The organism is Prevotella melaninogenica (assembly GCF_003609775.1).
Taxonomy (GTDB): Bacteria; Bacteroidota; Bacteroidia; order Bacteroidales; family Bacteroidaceae; genus Prevotella; species Prevotella melaninogenica_A.
In genome coordinates, this window is sequence record NZ_AP018049.1 from 398,243 (window position 1) to 417,369 (window position 19,127).

A 19,127-nucleotide genomic window follows, 5' to 3' on the forward strand; every position below is an offset into this window, starting at 1 on the left:
AATAAAATAGAAATATATACATGGGAAAGATTATTTTAACAGGTGACCGCCCTACAGGTAAACTTCATTTGGGTCACTACGTGGGTTCTCTCCGCCGTCGTGTGGAACTTCAGAACCTCGGAGACTACGATAAGATGTTTGTCTTCATGGCAGACGTACAGGCGTTGACAGACAATGCTGATAATCCAGAGAAGATTCGTCAGAACATTATTGAGGTGGCGTTGGATTACCTTTCTGCTGGCTTGAGTCCAGAGAAATGTACACTCTACATACAGAGTCAGATTCCTGAAATTGCAGAGCTAACCACTTTCTTGATGAACCTCGTTAGCGTAAGCCGTGTTCAGCGTAACCCAACAGTGAAGACTGAGATTAAGATGCGCAATTTTGAAGCTAACATTCCAATGGGCTTTTTTGCTTATCCAGTGTCTCAGGCTGCTGATATCGCTGCTTTCAAAGCTACTACTGTGCCTGCAGGTGAAGATCAGGAGCCAATGTTAGAGTTGACACGCGAACTCGTACGTCGCTTCAATCAGACTTATGCACCAGTACTTGTTGAGCCAGAAATCATGTTGCCAGAGAACGCAACAGCACGTCGTCTGCCAGGTACTGATGGTAAAGAAAAGATGAGTAAGAGTCTTGGTAACTGTATCTATCTCTCTGATGATGCTGATACCGTATGGAAGAAGGTGAAGACAATGTACACAGACCCAACTCACTTGAATGTTTCTGATCCTGGTCATGTTGAGGGTAACGCAGTGTTTACTTACCTCGACGCCTTCTCAACAGATGAGGACTTTGCTGAGTTCTGGCCTGAGTTCCAGAATCTTGATGAGTTGAAAGCTGCTTACACAGCCGGTGGTATCGGTGATATGAAGTGTAAGAAGTTGCTCAATAGTGTGTTGAACAAGATGCTGGATCCAATCCGTGCACGTCGTCGTGAGTACGAACAGGATATTCCAGAGATTTATAACATCCTCAAGAAGGGCTCATTGGAAGCGCGTGAGGCTGCTGCTCAGACAATGGATGAGGTGCGTGCAGCTATGCAGATTAACTACTTTGAGGATACTGAGTTGATTCAAAGTCAGGCTGAGCGTTTCAGACAGAAGTAAGTTTTTAGCCCTACTTTAAATTTATATAATAGTCTTATTCCATCTTTCTATAGAAGGAATAAGACTGTTTTTTGTGTCTAATAGTCTTGCAGTTAGTACTTTAAATTAAGTTTTCTCACCTATTCTAATATGTGTGCGAACGCCCCGCACGTATGGTGCGGACGCCTAACACCATTGGTGCGGATGCTTAGCACGATGCAAAATGATGAAGGTTTTTGAGCATTTAGATGTCAATAAAGAGTTCTGTTGCAGAAGGTAAACAGTTCTTTATAGCCTAAACTCTTTTTTGTACCAGTATAACGTGGATAGAAAAAGAGAGGCTTTTTGTCTGATTGTCAGTATATTTCCTTTTTTGCTTGACTAAAATTAATAATTATTTAGGAATTATTCCTTAGTATAATTTGTGTCAACTAAAAAAAGTCCCTACATTTGCCTAACCCAACCTAAACAATATAACATAGGCAAATAGTATTCTGCGGCGAGGGATATAATCCTATCTTCCGTGATGAGCTATTAATATCGTGAACATAAATAGAATTTCATTAATAATTTTATATCCTTCCGTGCTGCTTTAGGCATGACTCTCTTTGCCCATTGCTTTGCGGAGGACACTAAACAATCTTTATCTATTAAAAGTTAGATGCGTATGATTTTACACATCAAACCAATTGGTTTTACGTTATGCATGGGTGTATCTTTCTTGATGCCTACGCAAGGATTTGCAGTTTCAAAACTGCCTGTTCAGAGCGTACAGCAATCAGGGAAGTGCACAGGTATTATTCTTGACGAGCAAGGTGAACCTATCGTAGGTGCTACTGTTCAAGTGAAAGGTACAAGTAATGGAGCTGCTACTGATTTAGACGGTCGCTTCACTCTGTCGAATATCTCTCCTGGTAGCATTATTGTTATCAGTTACATTGGTATGGACACTAAGGAAGTGAAATGGGATGGTCAGGAAATTAAAGTAAAGTTAAAGGAGGAGCAGCATGCCCTTAACGAACTTATCGTGACGGGTTATGGTGGTCAGCAGAAGCGTGCTACGTTGACAACTGCTATCTCTAAGATGGATAATAAGGTATTAGATGCGGCAGCTTTCTCAAATGTCGGTAGTGCATTGCAGGGTAGTGTGACAGGTCTTCAGGTTGTCAATAGCTCTGGTCAGCCTGGTACAGCACCTTCTATCACCTTGCGTGGTGGTGCTTCAATTACGGGAAGTGCTCCGGCATTGATTATCGTCGATGGTGTTGAGCGTACTTTGTCAGAGATTAACCCATCTGATATCGAGTCAATAGAAGTTTTGAAGGATGCGGCTTCAACAGCTATTTATGGTGCGAGAGCAAATGGTGGTGTAATCCTTGTTACAACAAAACGTGCTCAGGCTGGCAATTCCAGCATCAACTATCGTTTGAAGGTGGGTGCAAACTTTAAGCGTAATGATTATAATTTCATGAACGCTCGCAACTATCTTTACTATAATCGAATGGGTTTCAAGCGTTATGCTGACGCTATGGAAGGACACGGAAGGGCTGCTAACGTAGATGCACAGAATGGTTATTCTGGTCGCGGATATACTGATTACACTCCACGTACGGATGTTATGTATTACGATGCAACCAATGCTGAGCACCAAAGACTGCTAACTGAAGAAGGATGGGAAGTTATGGACGACCCTTACTATGGCTCAATAAATGGTGCAAAGCTTATCTTTAAGGATTATGGTGGCCTCTTAGAGGATGCAATCTACCATAATCAGACCCTTACACAGGACCATTATCTGAGCTTTAGCGGTGGTAATAACATGGGTTCTTTTGTAGCTTCATTAGGTTACTATGATGAAAATGGTGTTGTACGCAATACTTCTTTCCGCCGTTTTACTGGTAGTGTGAAGGGTGATTATCAGATTAAGCCTTGGTTGAAGGTACGTGCTGGTGCGCAGTACACATGGTTTACGAAGCCAGATAGTTATTTCGGATCATGGAGTTCTTTGTTCTATCGTACTCGTTCACAGCGTCCTACATGGAATCCTTACCTTGCTGATGGTTCTCCAGCACCTGGTTGGAGCAGTTCAGATGGTAACTATATGTATTGGAATGATAAGCTCACGATGGAGAATAGCTCACGTTCAGAGACTTTCAATATAGGCTTTGACTTGACATTAATACCTAAGCATTTGAAGTTGTCAGCTAATGGTTCTATCTATCATGTGCTCAATCAGAATGAAAGCTTCAATAAGGCTTACTATACACAGAGCAATCCTAATAACATCAATACGACACGTCGTTCATACGCTTATATGATGAAGGATACACAGATACAGCTTAATACGATATTAAACTACTTCGATACGTTTGCTGAGCATCATAATGTAGACTTCATGGTGGGTGCTGAGTATTATGATTATAACTACTTCTGGATGAATGCTTCTACAAAGAATTCGCCTACAGATGATATCCCTACGCTCAATGCTGGTGCTGATAAGGATAGTAATCCTAAGTCAGAGAAGTCTGGTAATCGTATTGAGTCTCTCTTCGGACGTTTCAACTATGATTACAAACAGAAGTATTTGCTTAGCTTCACTTTCCGTTATGATGGTAATTCTAAGCTGAAGGATAATCGTTGGGGCTTCTTCCCTGGTATCTCTTTGGGTTGGAACATGATGGAAGAGGATTTCTGGAAAGAGTCAAAACTGTCAAACTTTGTTAGCAATATCAAACCACGTATCAGTTATGGTAGCAATGGTAATGTGAGCGGTATTGGTGATTTCTATATCTATGGAATCTATGACCAGCTTACAAACTATCGTGGTAACACTGCTTTCTATGACCGTTCGCTTGTGAATACAGCCTTAAAATGGGAGCAGAGTCATACATTTGAGGCTGGTCTTGACCTTGGTTTCTTCAAGAATCGTTTGTCATTAATTCTCGACTACTACGTACGTAATACAAGTAATCTGCTTCAGAGCGTGAACCTTCCTTCGTATTTAGGTTTCACATCTATCCAAACCAACTTGGGTAAGTTACGTAATCAAGGATTTGAAATGGAGGTACGTGCTACTCCTGTTCACCTGAAGAACAGCTTCCGTTGGGACCTCTCTTTCAACCTCTCAACTGTAAAGAATACGATTGTTCAGCTTCCTAAGAGTGACCGTCCATTCAATCAACTTCAAGGAGTAGAGGTTGCTGCGGGCAAGGTTGGTGCTGATGGCAAGACTCCAACTAAGTGGATTGGTGGTTATCGTGAGGGTGGAACACTCGGAGAACTCTATGGTTATAGCCAAGATCATATCTTCAGAGACTGGGATGATGTAAAGGCTAATGCTAACAAGCGTATTGATAACATTGCAAAGTTGTATGGTCCAGGTCTTGCAGATGAGGTAAACCCACAGACAGGAGTGCTTTATAAGAACTCAACAGGCTGGAAGGCTATTGAACCTGGTGATGTTTGCTGGGAGGATATCAATGAAGATGGTATTATCAACTCACTCGATCGTAAGGTATTGGGTAATTCAAGACCTTCTGTTACAGGTGGTTGGACAAGTACGTTAAGCTATAAGAATCTCTCGTTATTTGCTCGTTTTGACTATGCTTTAGGTCACATGATTTACAATGACCTCAAGGCTCGCTCTATGGGACAGTATCAAGGACAGTTTAACCTTATAGAGAATGTACAGGATATGTGGACGGAAACTAATCCAGGTGCAAGCTATCCAGCATTTAGCTATGCAGACCAGTTGAATAAGCAGAATATCTGGCGTGAAGGCTCTAAGTTCTTTGAGAAGGCTGGTTACATGGCATTGCGTGAGATTACATTGAGCTATAACTTGCCAAGAACATGGATTAAAGCGATGAAGATGGCGAATGCCAATGTTTATGTGACAGGCCAGAACCTCTTCTATCTCACCCCATACGATGGTGCTTCTCCTGAAGCAATCTTGGAGGGATATGACTACGGTCGTTATCCAACTCCTCGCACACTTATCTTTGGATTAAACGTTACATTTTAACTAAGCAATGTTACTTACAATGAAAAAGTTACTATCCTATATAACAGCTGCAGCCCTCAGCCTTTCGCTGACAGGCTGTATGGACATCGAGCCAGTTAGTACTATTACCGATGCAAACTATTGGAAGAATCCTGATCAAGTTCAGGCTTTCAATCAAGGACTGAGTTCTTGGATGCGAAGCTATGCCGATAAGTATATCGTCTGGGGTGAGATGCGCAGTAATATCTATAGCGGTACTTCCTTTAGTGGTGAGGCTCCACAGGGGTATGACCGTCTATGGAATAACACCCTTGAGAAGAGTAATGCGGTGGTGGGCAACTATGGAGGTCTTTATACTGGTATCAACCAAATCAACTTGATGATAGATAAGGTGAGCGAAGCCGGATATCTGACAGATGCGGAGAAGACTAACTACCTTGCTGGTGCTTATGGTATGCGTGCCTTCTTATATTTCCAGTTGCTTCGTACCTATGGTGATGTAATTGTTTACTTACAGCATACAGAAGGTAAGACTATCAATTTGGATAAGGTTGCCCGTAAGCAGGATGCTGCTGCTGACGTAATGAAACAGATAAAGGCAGATATTTTGGCTTCTGAGACGGCTTATAACAATAACTATAAGTTCACCAACGGACGTACCTATTGGTCGCTTGCTGCAACGAAGATGCTCAAGGGTGAAGTCTATCTGTGGAGTGGAAAGCAGATGGGTGGTGGTACTGCAGACTATCAGACAGCTCTTACTGCTTATCAGGATGTGCAGAACAATGCTGATGTAAGTCTACTTGATAATTTTGAGGACGTCTTCGCTTATGATAATAAGGAGAATAAAGAGATTATCTATGCTCTCCATAATCGTGAGAACGAAACTTCTTTGTGGGGAGGTCTTTATACCTCACTCGTAATGAATAAGCAGAATGTGGGTGCTTATCGTCTACATAACGATGCAGGTCAGGCGATTCAGTTCAGTGAGTCACCGAATCTAAACTTGCGTTTAGGTAGTGGTGTAATGCGTTTCCCACTTGACAAACGTTTGTGGACGAAGCTCTATACAAATGATAATGACAAGCGTAAGAAGGCTTCTTTGGCGGATGTTTATCAGGCTTCAGATGGTTCATACGTTGGTAATATCTGTAATAAGTTCCGCGGAACATTGATAGCTGGTAGCGCAGCTACATCATGGTATGATGACCAGCCTATCTATCGTTTTGCAGAGTGTTTGCTTGGTATTGCTGAGGCTAAGGCTTTCTTAGGTCAGGACCCATCAACAGAAATCAATCAAGTTCGTCGTCGTGCATACGGTGCAACCTACTTCAATGCTCATACAGAGGTGCAATATCCAAATGATGTAAGTACTGGAGGAAGTACCGCACTGACCAACTTCTATACCGATAACCCATTTGTTGGTGGTGATGAGGACCCAATAGAAGCTATCCTTAAAGAGCGTATGCGTGAGTTCTTGTTTGAAGGAAAGCGTTGGCATGATATCCGTTTGGTTGATAAGGCTACAAAGTATTCAACTGCAAGTGCCGACCGCTTGTTATGGCCTATTGATGAAACAACGAAGTCAACCAATGCAGAGTTGAAACAGACTCCAGGCTACGAAGATTAATTCAAAAGACCATTAAGTTTTATTTTCATAGGGGAAAGTACGGGAAAGTGTTCTCGTCTTTCCCCCTTTCTTTTGCAGGTAATTAACAAGACGCTCTGTTTTCGATTTGTAAAATGTGATATTTATCTCTCATACAAGTTATGTGTTTGTGCCTTACTATCCGTTATAATGACTCTTATATGTCATCTTTAAGAGACGTGCTGATGCTTAGCACATGTGGTGCTCATGCTTAACACCAATGGTGCTGAGTACTAAATAATCTGTACACTTGCCTCATTCTTCTAATAGTAGACTTGCTTATTGTCAGTTGGTTTACTAATTTTTAGGTATTGTACCACGCTCTATTATTTTCTACCTTTGTATCGATAATTGAATACATGTTTTTTACTTAAGACTCTATTCGTAATAACACGGAGTCTTTAAACTACAAGTTAGATGAAAAATAACAGAAAAACATTTATCTGCAAAGGGGTGTATAATACTTATTCGTCATATAGAAAGGCGATTTGTCTAACACTTTTTTCATGTTTTCTCATGCTTAGAGGAAACGCACAAGAGATGAATAAGCGTGATACAACTGTTGAGATGAAAGAAGTTATGGTGACAGCACGTAGCGAGATTAGGAAACTGAAGGAATCGGCTATGCCAATATCTGTTATAGGACAGCGTCAGTTACAAGGTACGGCGACAAATATTAATGACGTACTTGCGCGTACAGTTGGAGTTACCGTGCGAAATACAGGAGGTTTAGGTAGTGCCTCTCGCATTTCACTTCGTGGCTTAGAAGGTAAGCGTATGGGAATGTATGTGGATGAAGTTCCGATGTCACAGTTGAGTAACTTTGTTGCCTTAAACGATATTCCAACGAATATGATAGAGCGTATTGAGGTTTATAAAGGTATTGTTCCTTATAAGTTTGGTGGTTCAGCCTTAGGAGGAGCAGTTAATGTAGTAACAAAGGAATACCCACCTGTTTATTTTGACTTCTCATACGAACTGGGTTCGTTTAACACACATCAAGTATCAACGGTGTTTAAACGTACCAATCATAAAACTGGTCTACAATTTGGTATTGGCGGAGCCTTCTCGTTTTCAAAGAACAATTACAAAATGACATTGGCTAATTTGGACAATAGAATTGTGGAAAGAGATCATGATAAGTTCAATAAAGTCATGGCTGGAATGTCTGTAAAGGCTACGAAATGGTGGTTTGATGAAATGAAGTGGGAACTTATTTTCCTTAGGACACGTCAGGAAATACAAGGAATCGACCTCGATGTGCGTGAGGCTTATAACCATTCTGTTAGTGGATTGACGGCATTAACACTAAAGCGTAAGAATTTCTTTTTGGATGGTCTCGATTTTGATTTTGATATAGGGTATATCATTGGTAGGTATGGTTTAAATGATAAGGCATCAAATCGTTATGATTGGGATGGGAACAAGTTGCCTGCGGTCTCTCCATACGGAGGAGAGCAGAATAACTTCCCTTCAGATGGAAGAAACCGGTCGAACGAGTTGACGTCGAAGCTTAATTTGGGATATACCATAGATAAGCATCATGGGATTAATCTGAATGTTTACTTTGATAGAAACTCACTTCATCCAAATGATTCCTTAATGGATAAGGCTTTGGGCTTTCAATCAAATTTCCCCAGTAAGATGAAAACCTTAACAACGGGCTTGTCATACGATTTGACTCTCTTTGATGGTCGTTTTCAGAATGCTTTTACTTTAAAGAACTTTATTTTCTCATCTCATTCCCGTAGCATAGATGTTTATTCGGTACGTTCGCCAGAGCCCGTAAAAGTGTCTAAATCTTATTTTGGTTTTAGTGATGCTTTTCGTTATAAGTTTACAGACGACTTGATGCTAAAGGCCTCTTTTAATTCAGAGGTGCGAATACCTACAAGTGAGGAGTTAATAGGTAATGGATATTCTATCCTCGCATCCCCAGCTTTGAAGCCTGAACGTACATCTGGTGTCAATCTTGGTATGCTTTATCGTCACTTAAAACAAGATGGTGGACTTGTTGAGATAGAGTTGAATGGTTTTTATAATCAGTTGAAAGACATGATAAGGTTTACGCCTGATATGATTCCTACGATGGCTCGCTATCGTAACTTTGGTAGTGTACGTACGAGAGGTATTGAACTTGATGTTAAGGGAGATGTCTGTCCAGTACTTTATCTTTATGCGAATGGTACTTATCAAGACCTTCGTGATGTGAGAAAACTAACTCCAGGTACTACTGTCGAAAATCCTACCTATATGAAACGTATCCCAAACGTACCTTATCTATTAGCAAACTTTGGTGCAGAGTTCCATAAAGAAAACCTCTTTGGAGGAAAGGAACAGAACACACGTTTCCTCTTTGATGCTTCATACGTGCATACATATTACTATGATTTTGAAGTAAGTCGGTATCAAGATAAGAAGATTCCTTCTGCTTTGACGATGGATGCAGCAGTAGAACATAGTTTCAAGAATGACCAATGGGTTTTAACGTTTAAGGTAAAGAATCTTATGGATCGCCATGTTGTATCAGAGTTTAATCGTCCTCTGCCAGGAAGATATATAGGAGTAAAAGTTAGATATCTTCTGAAGTAAGAGGCAATAAGACTTTATTTGCAATATGAAAGAATAAAGTATGATTCATAAAGAAAGGGCATCTTGTGTGTCTATAGTGATAATATTAATATTAAATAAAGAGAACAATGAAAAAGCTTAAATCAATTCTTTCAGCCATTGTTGTGATGGCTATGTTTACCGCTTGTGGAAACAATGGTGACGACCCAACACCGGGTCCTAATCCTACTCCTGGTAATAAGGACTTTCATGGAGTTGTCTTTGCAACGGGAATTACCAATCCAGAGGGTAATAGTGGTAATGTATATTTGCAAGCATTGCCAAGTTTCTTACCAGGAACATACGACAATAAGAACGGTATTCCTTGCGGTTTTGGTTCTACGCCAATTGTAACAGAGTCGGGCAATGTCTACTCATTCCCTGATTATATGGGTAACACGAAGGCGGAGATAAATCGCTATAGAATTATGAACGATGGTACATGGAAGAAAGAAGGTGCATTGTCTATTCCTGCTGGTGCTGCAGCATGTAACATCGTAGAAGCAAGTAGTGAGAAGGCATACGTCAGTTTACAAGGTATTGGTTTTGTGATGGTATTCAACCCAACAACTATGACAAAGATTGCAGATATTGACCTTAATAATCTGAAACAGTCAGATACGAGGGTTGCACCAGCTGCAATGATTATTCGTGATGGTAAACTCTTTGTTGGACTGAACCAAATGAATGCTCAGTATATGCCAACACGTAATAACATTGAACTGGCTATGATTGATGTGAAGACTGATAAGGTTGAAAAGCATATCGTTAACACTACCTTGGGACTGTGCTTTGCCACACGCCCGATAGACCCGGGTTCCATTTTCATGGATGAGAACAAAGACATATATATCAACTGTATCGGTTCATTCGGTTTCATCCCAGGGCTCAATGGTGGTATTGTACGCATAAAGAACGGTTCGACAGACATCGATCCTGACTACTATATCCGGCTTGACAAAACAGAGGTTGTAGGTCTGATGACTAAGTATGCCAACTTCCTGTCAACGATATTCTACGCCGACAACGGGAAGGCTTACGCATATGCTAACTCATTTGGTCTTGATCCTAACGGACTGAAGAATCCTTATGTCAGCCTTACCAATATTCCAGTTGTTATCGACCTAAAGCAGAAGACGGTGGCTGTCATAAAGGGAATGGAAATTTCCAACCCGCAAGGAATAGCCATCGGCAGGCATAAAAACCTGATTGTCTTTGGAAGTGCCAATAAGAAAGCGAATGGATTTTACACATATAACCCTGACACGAAAGAAGTGGCTGGTCCAGTCGTACAGGTGAAAGGAAATCCAAGCTTCTTCCATAGTTTTGCGAAGTAATTTATCTTTGTACAATAGAAAAGAGGGTGTGTCAAAATTGATACATCCTCTTTTTATTTTGCTTTGTAATCAGATAACGGGACAGTAGATATTTAGTGTGGATACACATTTAGTTTGTGGAGCTACTTGGACATTTGTCGAAATTCAATTTGCTGTCACTGCTGTCATTTGTTGTATATGCTTAACTTGTTAGTTTACAGAGGAATAAACAAAGTGTTAAAAGTGACAGGAAATTGAAACAAAAATATTCTTGTAAGATATGTGTATGTACGATGAAGTTAAGAATAGCACTATAATAAAATCTTTCCTGTCCGTTAAACTCCAATCGGTCATTAGACCACAATATGTATCATTCTTATTACTCTGGTATTAGATCCTAAACATAGATAACTTGTTAATTCGTCAACTAACTTAGCCTTGTACAATAAAAAGGCAACCAACAAAAAGTTGATTGCCTTTATATTTTGCTTTGTAATCAGATAACTCGTCAACTTGTCAACTTGTTAACTCGTCAACTATCTTACAAATTCGCGTTGTCGTTCTTCCATTCAGCAACAGCTGGGATGATGTCGAGACCAATGATCTCGTCACGCATCTTGCAGAGGTGCTCGTAAGAAGCCTGAAGAGAAGCCATCTCCTCTGGAGTACCTGTTGGCTCAGTGTAGTGAACACCAGTCGCGTCGATAGTAGTAGGCATAGCCATCATAACGTTCTTGAAACCGAGCTTCTCGTCGTTAACGTAGCAACCTGCTGGCAAGGTGAACTTCTCACCGCCCATAGCAGCCTCAATCATCTTAACAGCATTGTAAGCTGGACTCTGGAAGGAGCTACGGCCACGAAGCTTGATAATGTTTGAACCACCCTGTACTGTGTGGTGCTTAATCTCTTCCCAACGCTCTGCAGAAAGACCCATCTCAGACAATGGCTTGCCATCAATCTTAACCTTAGAAGCGAATACAGCCATCTGCTCACCATGACCACCGTAGGTGTGTGCACCAGTAACCTTATCCTGCTGTACGCCAAACTCGTGAGCCAATGCCTGCTGCAAACGAGTAGAGTCAAGAGCAGCGAGTGATGTGAGCTGGTTAGCCTTCAAACCAGAGTGGATGAGAGCTGTCAATGCTGTAACGTCAGCTGGGTTGAAGATAACAACAACGTGCTTAACGTCTGGGCAGTACTTCTTGATGTTCTCACCGAAGTCAGCTGCAATCTGGCAGTTACCCTTCAACAAGTCCTCACGTGTCATACCTTCCTTACGTGGAGCACCACCAGAAGAGATGATGTACTTAGCACCAGTGAATGCCTCTGCTGCGTCAACGGTGTAAGAGAGGTTAGCACCTGGGAAAGCACACTGCTCCATTTCGTCGAATACACCATGTACACCTGGCTCATAGATATCGTACAGACAGATGTTAGGAGTAAGACCGAGTGTGAGAACGGTCTGAACCATGTTAGAACCAATCATACCGCCTGCACCGACGATAACGAGCTTTTCGTTTGTTAAATAATTCATAATAGATATATAATTAAAAGTTAAATTCCCTTTTTTATCGATACGGCAAAGATACAAAAAAAATGACCATGCGAGAAAGATATTTTAGAATAAATGTGTTATTTATTATAAAAAGTAGAGGCTTTGCAAAGTCTGTCTATCAAATCGATTAATTCTTAGTCGGCTTGTCTTGGCGGTTCTGATTTATTTGTTTAACTTAGCAGCGAAAACGAAGGAACTTTTACAAAGGATAGGAGGTTTTGTAGAAGATAGTCGTAATGTAGATAAACTTTCTTATCATTGAACCTTAAAAACAACGATATGATACATACAATTAATGAGCGTGTTGCAAAATTACGCTCGTGGATGAAAGAGAATGGGTTTACTGCTTTTGTTTTCCCAAGTAGTGATCCCCATAATAGTGAATATGTAGCTGATTATTGGAAGAGTCGTGAATGGATTTCAGGCTTCAGTGGTTCTGCGGGAACAGCAGTTGTTACGTTAGAGCATGCTGCGCTATGGACAGATTCACGTTATTTTATTGCAGCTGAGAAGGAGTTGAACGGTACTGGCTTTCAGCTAATGAAGCTTCGTGTGGAGGGAACTCCGTCTGTGTCAGAATGGCTTGCAAGTGAACTGTCTACTTATGAAAAGGCTGTGGTTGGACTGGATGGGAATGTAAACTCTTTTGCAGAGGTTGCTGCGATGGAACAAGAGTTGGCGACAAAAGGGAACATTACTGTGCGAACAGATGCCGACCCTATGGCTGAACTTTGGACGGACAGACCTGTAATCCCTGATAATGAGGTACAGCTTCATCCGTTAGAATATTCTGGAGAGTTAACGTCAAGTAAGATAAGTAGGGTTCGTAAGTACCTTTCAGAATATGGTGCTGATGGATTATTGGTAACTGCACTCGATGAAATAGCATGGGTTTTAAACTTGCGTGGAAGTGATGTACATTGTAATCCTGTTTTTGTATCTTACCTCTTGATTTCTCCTGAGAAAGTTACCTTATATATAAATAATGTAAAACTTTCGGCAGAGGTTAATGCTTACCTTGCTTCAGAAAAGATAGATGTTGAGGCATACGAAGCAGTCGTGGAGGGACTTCGTTCTTATACGGGTAAATCGCTGTTAGTAGATATGACTTCTACAAACTATTCATTGGCTACAGCGGTACCTTTCGAGAAAGTATGCTCAGGGGTTTCACCAATTGTTAGTATGAAGGCTGTAAAGAATAAAGTAGAACAAGACGGCTTTCGTGCTGCAATGTTGCGTGATGGTGTAGCAGTGGTAAAATTCCTTGCTTGGCTGAAATCTGCTGTTGAGGCTGGGGGACAGACGGAAATCTCACTTGATGAGCGTTTGACGGCTCTACGTGCTGAACAACCAAAGTTTAAGGGTATTTCTTTTGATACAATAGTGGGCTATGAAGCACATGGAGCTATTGTTCATTATGAAGCTACGCCAGAGACGGATATTCCTGTTGAACCTCATGGTTTAGTTCTCATAGATAGTGGTGCGCAATATTTAGACGGTACAACAGATATTACACGAACCATTGCTTTAGGCGAACTGACAGAGGAACAGCGTCGAGTTTATACTTTGGTGTTGAAGGGACATATTCAACTTGATATATGCCGTTTCCCTGCAGGTGCGTGTGGCTCACAGATTGACGCTCTTGCACGTGCACCGATGTGGCGTGAAGGTTATAATTATATGCATGGAACAGGACATGGAGTAGGGAGCTATCTAAATGTACATGAAGGTCCTCATCAGATTCGTATGGAATGGCGTTCTGCGCCACTTCAAGCAGGAATGACAGTTACTAATGAGCCGGGTATTTATTTGGAAGGAAAGTTTGGAGTGCGTATAGAAAATACATTGTTGATAGTTCCTGCTGAAACAACAGCCTTTGGTGATTTTCTCAAGTTTGAAACACTTACGCTTGCTCCGATAGATACAACTCCGATTGTATTTGAAATGTTGAGTGCTGAGGAGCGTGAATGGCTCAATAGATACCATCAACGTGTTTATGAAAGCCTATCGCCTCATTTGACAGAGGGTGAAAAAGAGTGGCTAAGAGTGGAAACGTTACCAATTTAACGCTTGTGTAATATCGCTTAGGGCATGATGTTAAGCAACCTTTGAAAAGAAGCGTGAAGGCTCTAAACAGCATGTTCTGAGCTGTAATAATGTCTTTTCTAAAAGCCTTTTTAATCGATAAGAAAGTAGGAAAAAACCACAAATGTTTGGAAGTTAGGAGAATAAAGTGTAACTTTGCAGGCGCAAAAGTGGTGTCATGCCCTTTCGCATACGTTTAATTAATAAATAATTTAAAACAAAAAGCATGATTATTGTACCAGTAAAGGACGGTGAGAACATCGAGCGCGCGCTCAAGAAGTTCAAGAGAAAGTTTGAGAAGACAGGTGTTGTTAAGGAGCTCCGTGCTCGTCAGCAGTTTGATAAGCCATCTGTTAAGAAGCGCCTGAAGATGGAACGTGCCGTTTACGTACAGCAGCTTCGCGACGCAGAAGAGTAAAATCTTCTTTAAAAATTTGGCGGTTTGGATTAATTTCCGTAAATTCGTTGCCATATAAATGATTTGACAATGTGCCGATGATAGAGAAGTTCTTAGATTACATAAAGTTTGAAAGGAATTATTCCCCGATGACGGTAATCAACTATCGAAAGGACTTGATAGAGTTCGAACGGTTTTATAAAGAACTTGATTGTCAGCTCTCTTGGGAGTCTGTAGACTCTGATGTTGTCAGAAACTGGATGGAGTACATGATGGACAGAGGTAACTCTGCTTCATCAGTCAATAGAAGACTCAGTGCGCTGAGATCTTTTTATAGATTTGCACTCCGCCGTAAACTTATTGAGAAAGACCCTGCTCATGGTCTTCAAGGTCCTAAAAAGCAAAAGCCGCTTCCTCAATTCCTTAAGGAGTCGGAGATGGAAAGTTTGCTGGATTCGAAGATGTGGGGAGATAGTTATAAGGATGTGCTTGAACGTACAATAATTATAACGTTCTACGTAACGGGTATTCGTTTGTCAGAATTGATAGGTCTTGATGATAAAGATATTGACAATATCACTTGTGAAATTAAAGTAACAGGTAAGAGAAATAAGCAACGAATTATTCCCTTTGGTAAGGAACTCGCTAATGTGTTTGCTCAGTACCTGCAGGTACGTAACACAACAGTAAAAGGTGATTCCACACCCTTCTTTCAAACAAAGAAAGGCAAAAGGATGACAACTACACAGGTAAGAAATTTGGTAAAGAAGAATCTGTCAAAAGTGTCAACGTTAAAAAAACGTTCACCGCACGTTCTTCGCCATACGTTTGCCACGGCAATGCTCAATCATGAGGCAGGACTGGAAAGTGTAAAAAAACTGCTTGGTCATGAGAGTCTGTCAACGACAGAGATTTATACTCATACGACCTTTGAACAGTTGAAGAAAGTCTATAAAAATGCCCATCCAAGGGCTTAACCTTTTAAAAACGGAGGTACCTATGGAAATTAAGATCCAGTCGATACATTTCGACACAACCGAGAAGTTACAGGCCTTTATTACCAAGAAGGCTGAAAAATTAGAAAAGTCTTACGAAGACATTCAGAAAGTAGAGGTGCAATTGAAGGTTGAGAAGCCTGCTACAGCATTAAATAAAACCACAAGTTTATCAGTAGTAGTTCCTGGTAATACTTTGTATGTGGAAAAAACATGCGATACTTTTGAAGAAGGTATTGATCAGTGTTTAGATGCAATGAAGGTTCAGCTCACCAAGTTTAAGGAAAAACAAAGAAAGCATTAAAAAATCTCTGAAATATTTTGGAGATTAAAATAAAAGTCTTACCTTTGCAGCCGTTTTACGACAAGTAGCCTTCGGCTGCAAAGTAATGCCTCTTTAGCTCAGTTGGCCAGAGCACGTGATTTGTAATCTCGGGGTCGTTGGTTCGAATCCGACAAGAGGCTCTCCTTGAAAGGGGGATACATTTGCTGACGGGTAGTTTCCAGAGTGGCCAAATGGGGCAGACTGTAAATCTGCTGCTTCTAGCTTCGGTGGTTCGAATCCATCACTACCCACTTCAGAAAATGTAATTTGCGGAAATAGCTCAGTTGATAGAGCACTAGCCTTCCAAGCTGGGGGTCGCGGGTTTGAGCCCCGTTTTCCGCTCTCTATGGTTTTGCTGTAATAGCTCAGTGGTAGAGCACTTCCTTGGTAAGGAAGAGGTCCTGAGTTCAACTCTCAGTTACAGCTCTGCTATTATTGTTATTAATTAGTGTAACTAAAAGCACAGATTATTCATTTAATATTAAATAAGAAAAAGCTATGGCTAAAGAAGAATTCGTGCGCACCAAACCGCATGTAAACATTGGTACTATCGGTCACGTTGACCACGGTAAGACCACTCTTACTGCAGCAATCTCAAAGGTTCTTCATGAGAAGGGCTTCGGTTCAGAGGAAGTTAAGTCTTTCGATCAGATTGATAATGCTCCTGAGGAGAAAGAGCGTGGTATTACCATTAACTCTGCACACATCGAGTACGAAACAGCTAACCGTCACTACGCACACGTAGACTGTCCTGGTCACGCCGACTATGTAAAGAACATGGTAACTGGTGCTGCTCAGATGGATGGTGCTATCTTGGTTGTAGCTGCTACTGATGGTCCTATGCCTCAGACTCGTGAGCACGTTTTGCTCGCTCGTCAGGTAAACGTACCACGCTTGGTTGTATTCTTGAACAAGTGTGATATGGTTGATGATGCTGAGATGCTTGATCTCGTTGAGATGGAGGTTCGTGAGATCCTCGAGCAGTACGGTTATGAGGAGGATACTCCTATCATTCGTGGTTCTGCACTCGGTGCTTTGAACGGTGTTGAGAAGTGGGTAGACTCTGTAATGGAACTCATGGATACTGTTGATACTTGGATTGAAGAGCCAGAGCGTGAGATTGACAAGCCATTCTTGATGCCTGTTGAGGACGTATTCTCTATTACAGGTCGTGGTACTGTAGCTACTGGTCGTATCGAGACTGGTATCTGTAAGGTAGGTGATGAGGTTCAGTTGCTCGGTCTCGGTGAGGACAAGAAGTCTGTTATCACTGGTGTTGAGATGTTCCGTAAGAACCTTCCAACAGGTCAGGCTGGTGACAATGTAGGTCTCCTCCTCCGTGGTATCGATAAGGCTGAGGTTAAGCGTGGTATGGTAGTTGTGCACCCAGGTGCTATTACTCCTCACGATCACTTCAAGGCATCTATCTATGTATTGAAGAAGGAAGAGGGTGGTCGTCATACTCCATTCGGTAACAAGTATCGTCCACAGTTCTACCTCCGTACAATGGACTGTACAGGTGAAATTCACCTCCCAGAGGGCGTTGAGATGGTTATGCCAGGTGACAACGTTGAGATTGAGGTTGAGTTGATTTACAAGGTTGCTCTGAACGAGGGTCTTCGTTTCGCTATCCGTGAGGGTGGTCGTACAGTAGGTTCTGGTCAGATCACAGAGATCCTTGAGGACGTTAAGTAATCGATAATTAAGATTACACTATATTAGTTCCCGATTCTTTCGGGAGTCGGGAACTAACTTACGGGTTTAGCTCAGTTGGTAGAGCACTGGTCTCCAAAACCAGGTGTCGAGGGTTCGAGCCCTTCAACCCGTGCAAAAAGAGAAGATTTTATGTTTAATAAGATAGTTAATTATTGCAAGGCTTGCTACGATGAACTTGCGCATAAAACTACATGGCCATCACGTGCCCAGCTAACACATAGTGCAATGGTAGTTATTTCTGCTTCCGTTATCATTGCGTTGGTAGTGTTTGCTATGGACTCTTTGTTCCAGCGCGTAATGGAATTTGTATATCCAAGATAATTCATTAGGAAATGGCAGATACAGAAAAGAAATGGTATGTTCTTCGTGCTGTCAGCGGTAAAGAGGCAAAGGTAAAAGAATATATCGATGCTCAATTACGTCTGAACGAAAAACTTGCTGAGCGTGTTTTTGAGGTTTTATTACCTATGGAAAAACACGCAACTGTGCGTAAAGATGGGAAGCGTATTGTTAAGGAGAAATTAAGTCTTCCTGGTTATGTGCTTGTCCAGGCCAATATGACGGCTGACGTAGCTTCTACGTTGCGCTTCATGCCTAATGTTTTAGGATTCCTCGGAGGTATGTCTGACCCTTCACCTGTCCGTCAAGCAGATATTAATCGTCTGTTAGGTAATGTGGAAGATACTGAACTTGAAGAAGTTCAGAATATACCATATATGGTTGGTGAAACAGTTCAGGTTACTGATGGTCCTTTCAGCGGTTTCCATGGTATTATCGAAGAGGTGAATGCCGAGAAGCATAAGTTGAAGGTGATGGTAATGATCTTTGGTCGCCAGAATCCATTGGAGCTAAGTTTTATGCAAGTCGCAAAAGAAGAATAGTGTTGTTACGGATACTATTCTACTATAGTTTAATTTTTAATATTAACAAAAGAAATGGCTAAAGAAGTAGCTGGATTAATCAAATTACAGATTAAAGGTGGCGCTGCAAATCCTTCCCCTCCAGTAGGCCCTGCATTGGGTTCTAAGGGTATTAATATTATGGGATTTTGCAAGGAGTTCAACGCCCGTACCCAGGACAAGGCTGGTAAAGTTCTTCCAGTCGTAATTACCTACTACAACGATAAGTCTTTCAGCTTCATCATTAAGACTCCTCCTGCAGCTGTACAGCTCATGGAAGTGGCTAAGGTGAAAGGCGGATCTGGAGAGCCAAACCGCAAGAAGGTTGCATCCGTAACTTGGGAGCAGGTAAGGGCTATCGCAGAAGACAAAATGCCAGACCTCAACTGTTTCACAGTAGAGAGTGCAATGAAGCTTATTGCTGGTACTGCTCGTAGTATAGGTATCACTGTAAAAGGGGACTTCCCTGGTAAATAATTTTAAACTTCAA

At 41.4% G+C, this 19,127-nt stretch carries 14 protein-coding genes and 5 tRNA genes; 18 read left to right on the top strand and 1 reads right to left on the bottom strand.

All coding sequences use genetic code 11. The features are described from left to right. The first annotated feature begins 20 nt into the window (after positions 1–20). The 5 genes from trpS to PMEL_RS01495 all read left to right on the top strand — a co-directional run bounded on the left by trpS (position 21) and on the right by PMEL_RS01495 (position 10,686). Positions 21–1,109 carry a tryptophan--tRNA ligase gene (gene trpS, locus PMEL_RS01475; protein ID WP_120173655.1) on the top strand — a complete coding sequence of 363 codons (1,089 nt, stop codon included), beginning with the start codon at positions 21–23 and terminating at the stop codon, positions 1,107–1,109. A gap of 646 nt (positions 1,110–1,755) precedes the next feature. After that, a complete protein-coding gene (locus PMEL_RS01480; protein ID WP_120174605.1) occupies positions 1,756–5,112 on the top strand; it encodes a SusC/RagA family TonB-linked outer membrane protein in 3,357 nt (1,118 codons plus the stop codon). A 19-nt stretch (positions 5,113–5,131) separates the two neighbouring features. Then, entirely contained in the window at positions 5,132–6,721 is a 1,590-nt protein-coding gene (nanU, locus tag PMEL_RS01485; protein ID WP_120174606.1) for a SusD family outer membrane lipoprotein NanU, read from the top strand. Positions 6,722–7,156: 435 nt separating this feature from the next. Further along, positions 7,157–9,331, top strand: a complete 2,175-nt coding sequence (locus PMEL_RS01490; RefSeq protein ID WP_120173656.1) for a TonB-dependent receptor plug domain-containing protein — start codon at positions 7,157–7,159, stop codon at positions 9,329–9,331. 107 nt (positions 9,332–9,438) lie between these two features. Beyond that, positions 9,439–10,686 (top strand): hypothetical protein, encoded by a 1,248-nt coding sequence (locus PMEL_RS01495; RefSeq protein WP_120173657.1) that lies wholly within the window; start codon positions 9,439–9,441, stop codon positions 10,684–10,686. A gap of 520 nt (positions 10,687–11,206) precedes the next feature. On the opposite strand, the gene PMEL_RS01500 is transcribed toward PMEL_RS01495, so the two are convergent. Beyond that, positions 11,207–12,199 carry a malate dehydrogenase gene (locus PMEL_RS01500; RefSeq protein ID WP_120173658.1) on the bottom strand — a complete coding sequence of 331 codons (993 nt, stop codon included), beginning with the start codon at positions 12,197–12,199 and terminating at the stop codon, positions 11,207–11,209. A 300-nt stretch (positions 12,200–12,499) separates the two neighbouring features. On the opposite strand from PMEL_RS01500, the gene PMEL_RS01505 reads away from it, so the two are divergent. From PMEL_RS01505 to rplK, 13 genes are all read left to right on the top strand, one after another. Next, the gene (locus tag PMEL_RS01505; protein ID WP_120173659.1) at positions 12,500–14,287 is read left to right on the top strand and encodes an aminopeptidase P family protein; all 1,788 of its coding nucleotides are present in this window, start codon (positions 12,500–12,502) and stop codon (positions 14,285–14,287) included. A gap of 244 nt (positions 14,288–14,531) precedes the next feature. Next, positions 14,532–14,723 (top strand): 30S ribosomal protein S21, encoded by a 192-nt coding sequence (gene rpsU, locus PMEL_RS01510; protein ID WP_004361446.1) that lies wholly within the window; start codon positions 14,532–14,534, stop codon positions 14,721–14,723. Positions 14,724–14,794: 71 nt separating this feature from the next. Further along, positions 14,795–15,679 (top strand): tyrosine recombinase XerC, encoded by an 885-nt coding sequence (xerC, locus tag PMEL_RS01515; RefSeq protein WP_120173660.1) that lies wholly within the window; start codon positions 14,795–14,797, stop codon positions 15,677–15,679. Positions 15,680–15,701: 22 nt separating this feature from the next. Further along, the gene (gene hpf, locus PMEL_RS01520; protein WP_120174607.1) at positions 15,702–16,001 is read left to right on the top strand and encodes a ribosome hibernation-promoting factor, HPF/YfiA family; all 300 of its coding nucleotides are present in this window, start codon (positions 15,702–15,704) and stop codon (positions 15,999–16,001) included. Between the two features lie 87 nt (positions 16,002–16,088). Continuing rightward, positions 16,089–16,162, top strand: a tRNA-Thr gene (locus PMEL_RS01525). A 29-nt stretch (positions 16,163–16,191) separates the two neighbouring features. Further along, a tRNA-Tyr gene (locus tag PMEL_RS01530) sits at positions 16,192–16,273 on the top strand. Between the two features lie 18 nt (positions 16,274–16,291). Further along, positions 16,292–16,364: transfer RNA gene (locus PMEL_RS01535), tRNA-Gly, on the top strand. 12 nt (positions 16,365–16,376) lie between these two features. After that, positions 16,377–16,448 (top strand) — tRNA-Thr (locus PMEL_RS01540). Positions 16,449–16,520: 72 nt separating this feature from the next. Continuing rightward, positions 16,521–17,717 (top strand): elongation factor Tu, encoded by a 1,197-nt coding sequence (tuf, locus tag PMEL_RS01545; RefSeq protein WP_120173661.1) that lies wholly within the window; start codon positions 16,521–16,523, stop codon positions 17,715–17,717. A gap of 60 nt (positions 17,718–17,777) precedes the next feature. Next, positions 17,778–17,850 (top strand) — tRNA-Trp (locus PMEL_RS01550). Positions 17,851–17,867: 17 nt separating this feature from the next. Beyond that, positions 17,868–18,059, top strand: a complete 192-nt coding sequence (gene secE / locus PMEL_RS01555) for a preprotein translocase subunit SecE (RefSeq protein WP_120173662.1) — start codon at positions 17,868–17,870, stop codon at positions 18,057–18,059. An 11-nt stretch (positions 18,060–18,070) separates the two neighbouring features. Further along, positions 18,071–18,619 (top strand): transcription termination/antitermination protein NusG, encoded by a 549-nt coding sequence (gene nusG / locus PMEL_RS01560; protein WP_120173663.1) that lies wholly within the window; start codon positions 18,071–18,073, stop codon positions 18,617–18,619. A gap of 54 nt (positions 18,620–18,673) precedes the next feature. Beyond that, the gene (gene rplK / locus PMEL_RS01565) at positions 18,674–19,114 is read left to right on the top strand and encodes a 50S ribosomal protein L11 (RefSeq protein ID WP_120173664.1); all 441 of its coding nucleotides are present in this window, start codon (positions 18,674–18,676) and stop codon (positions 19,112–19,114) included. Positions 19,115–19,127: the final 13 nt, after the last annotated feature.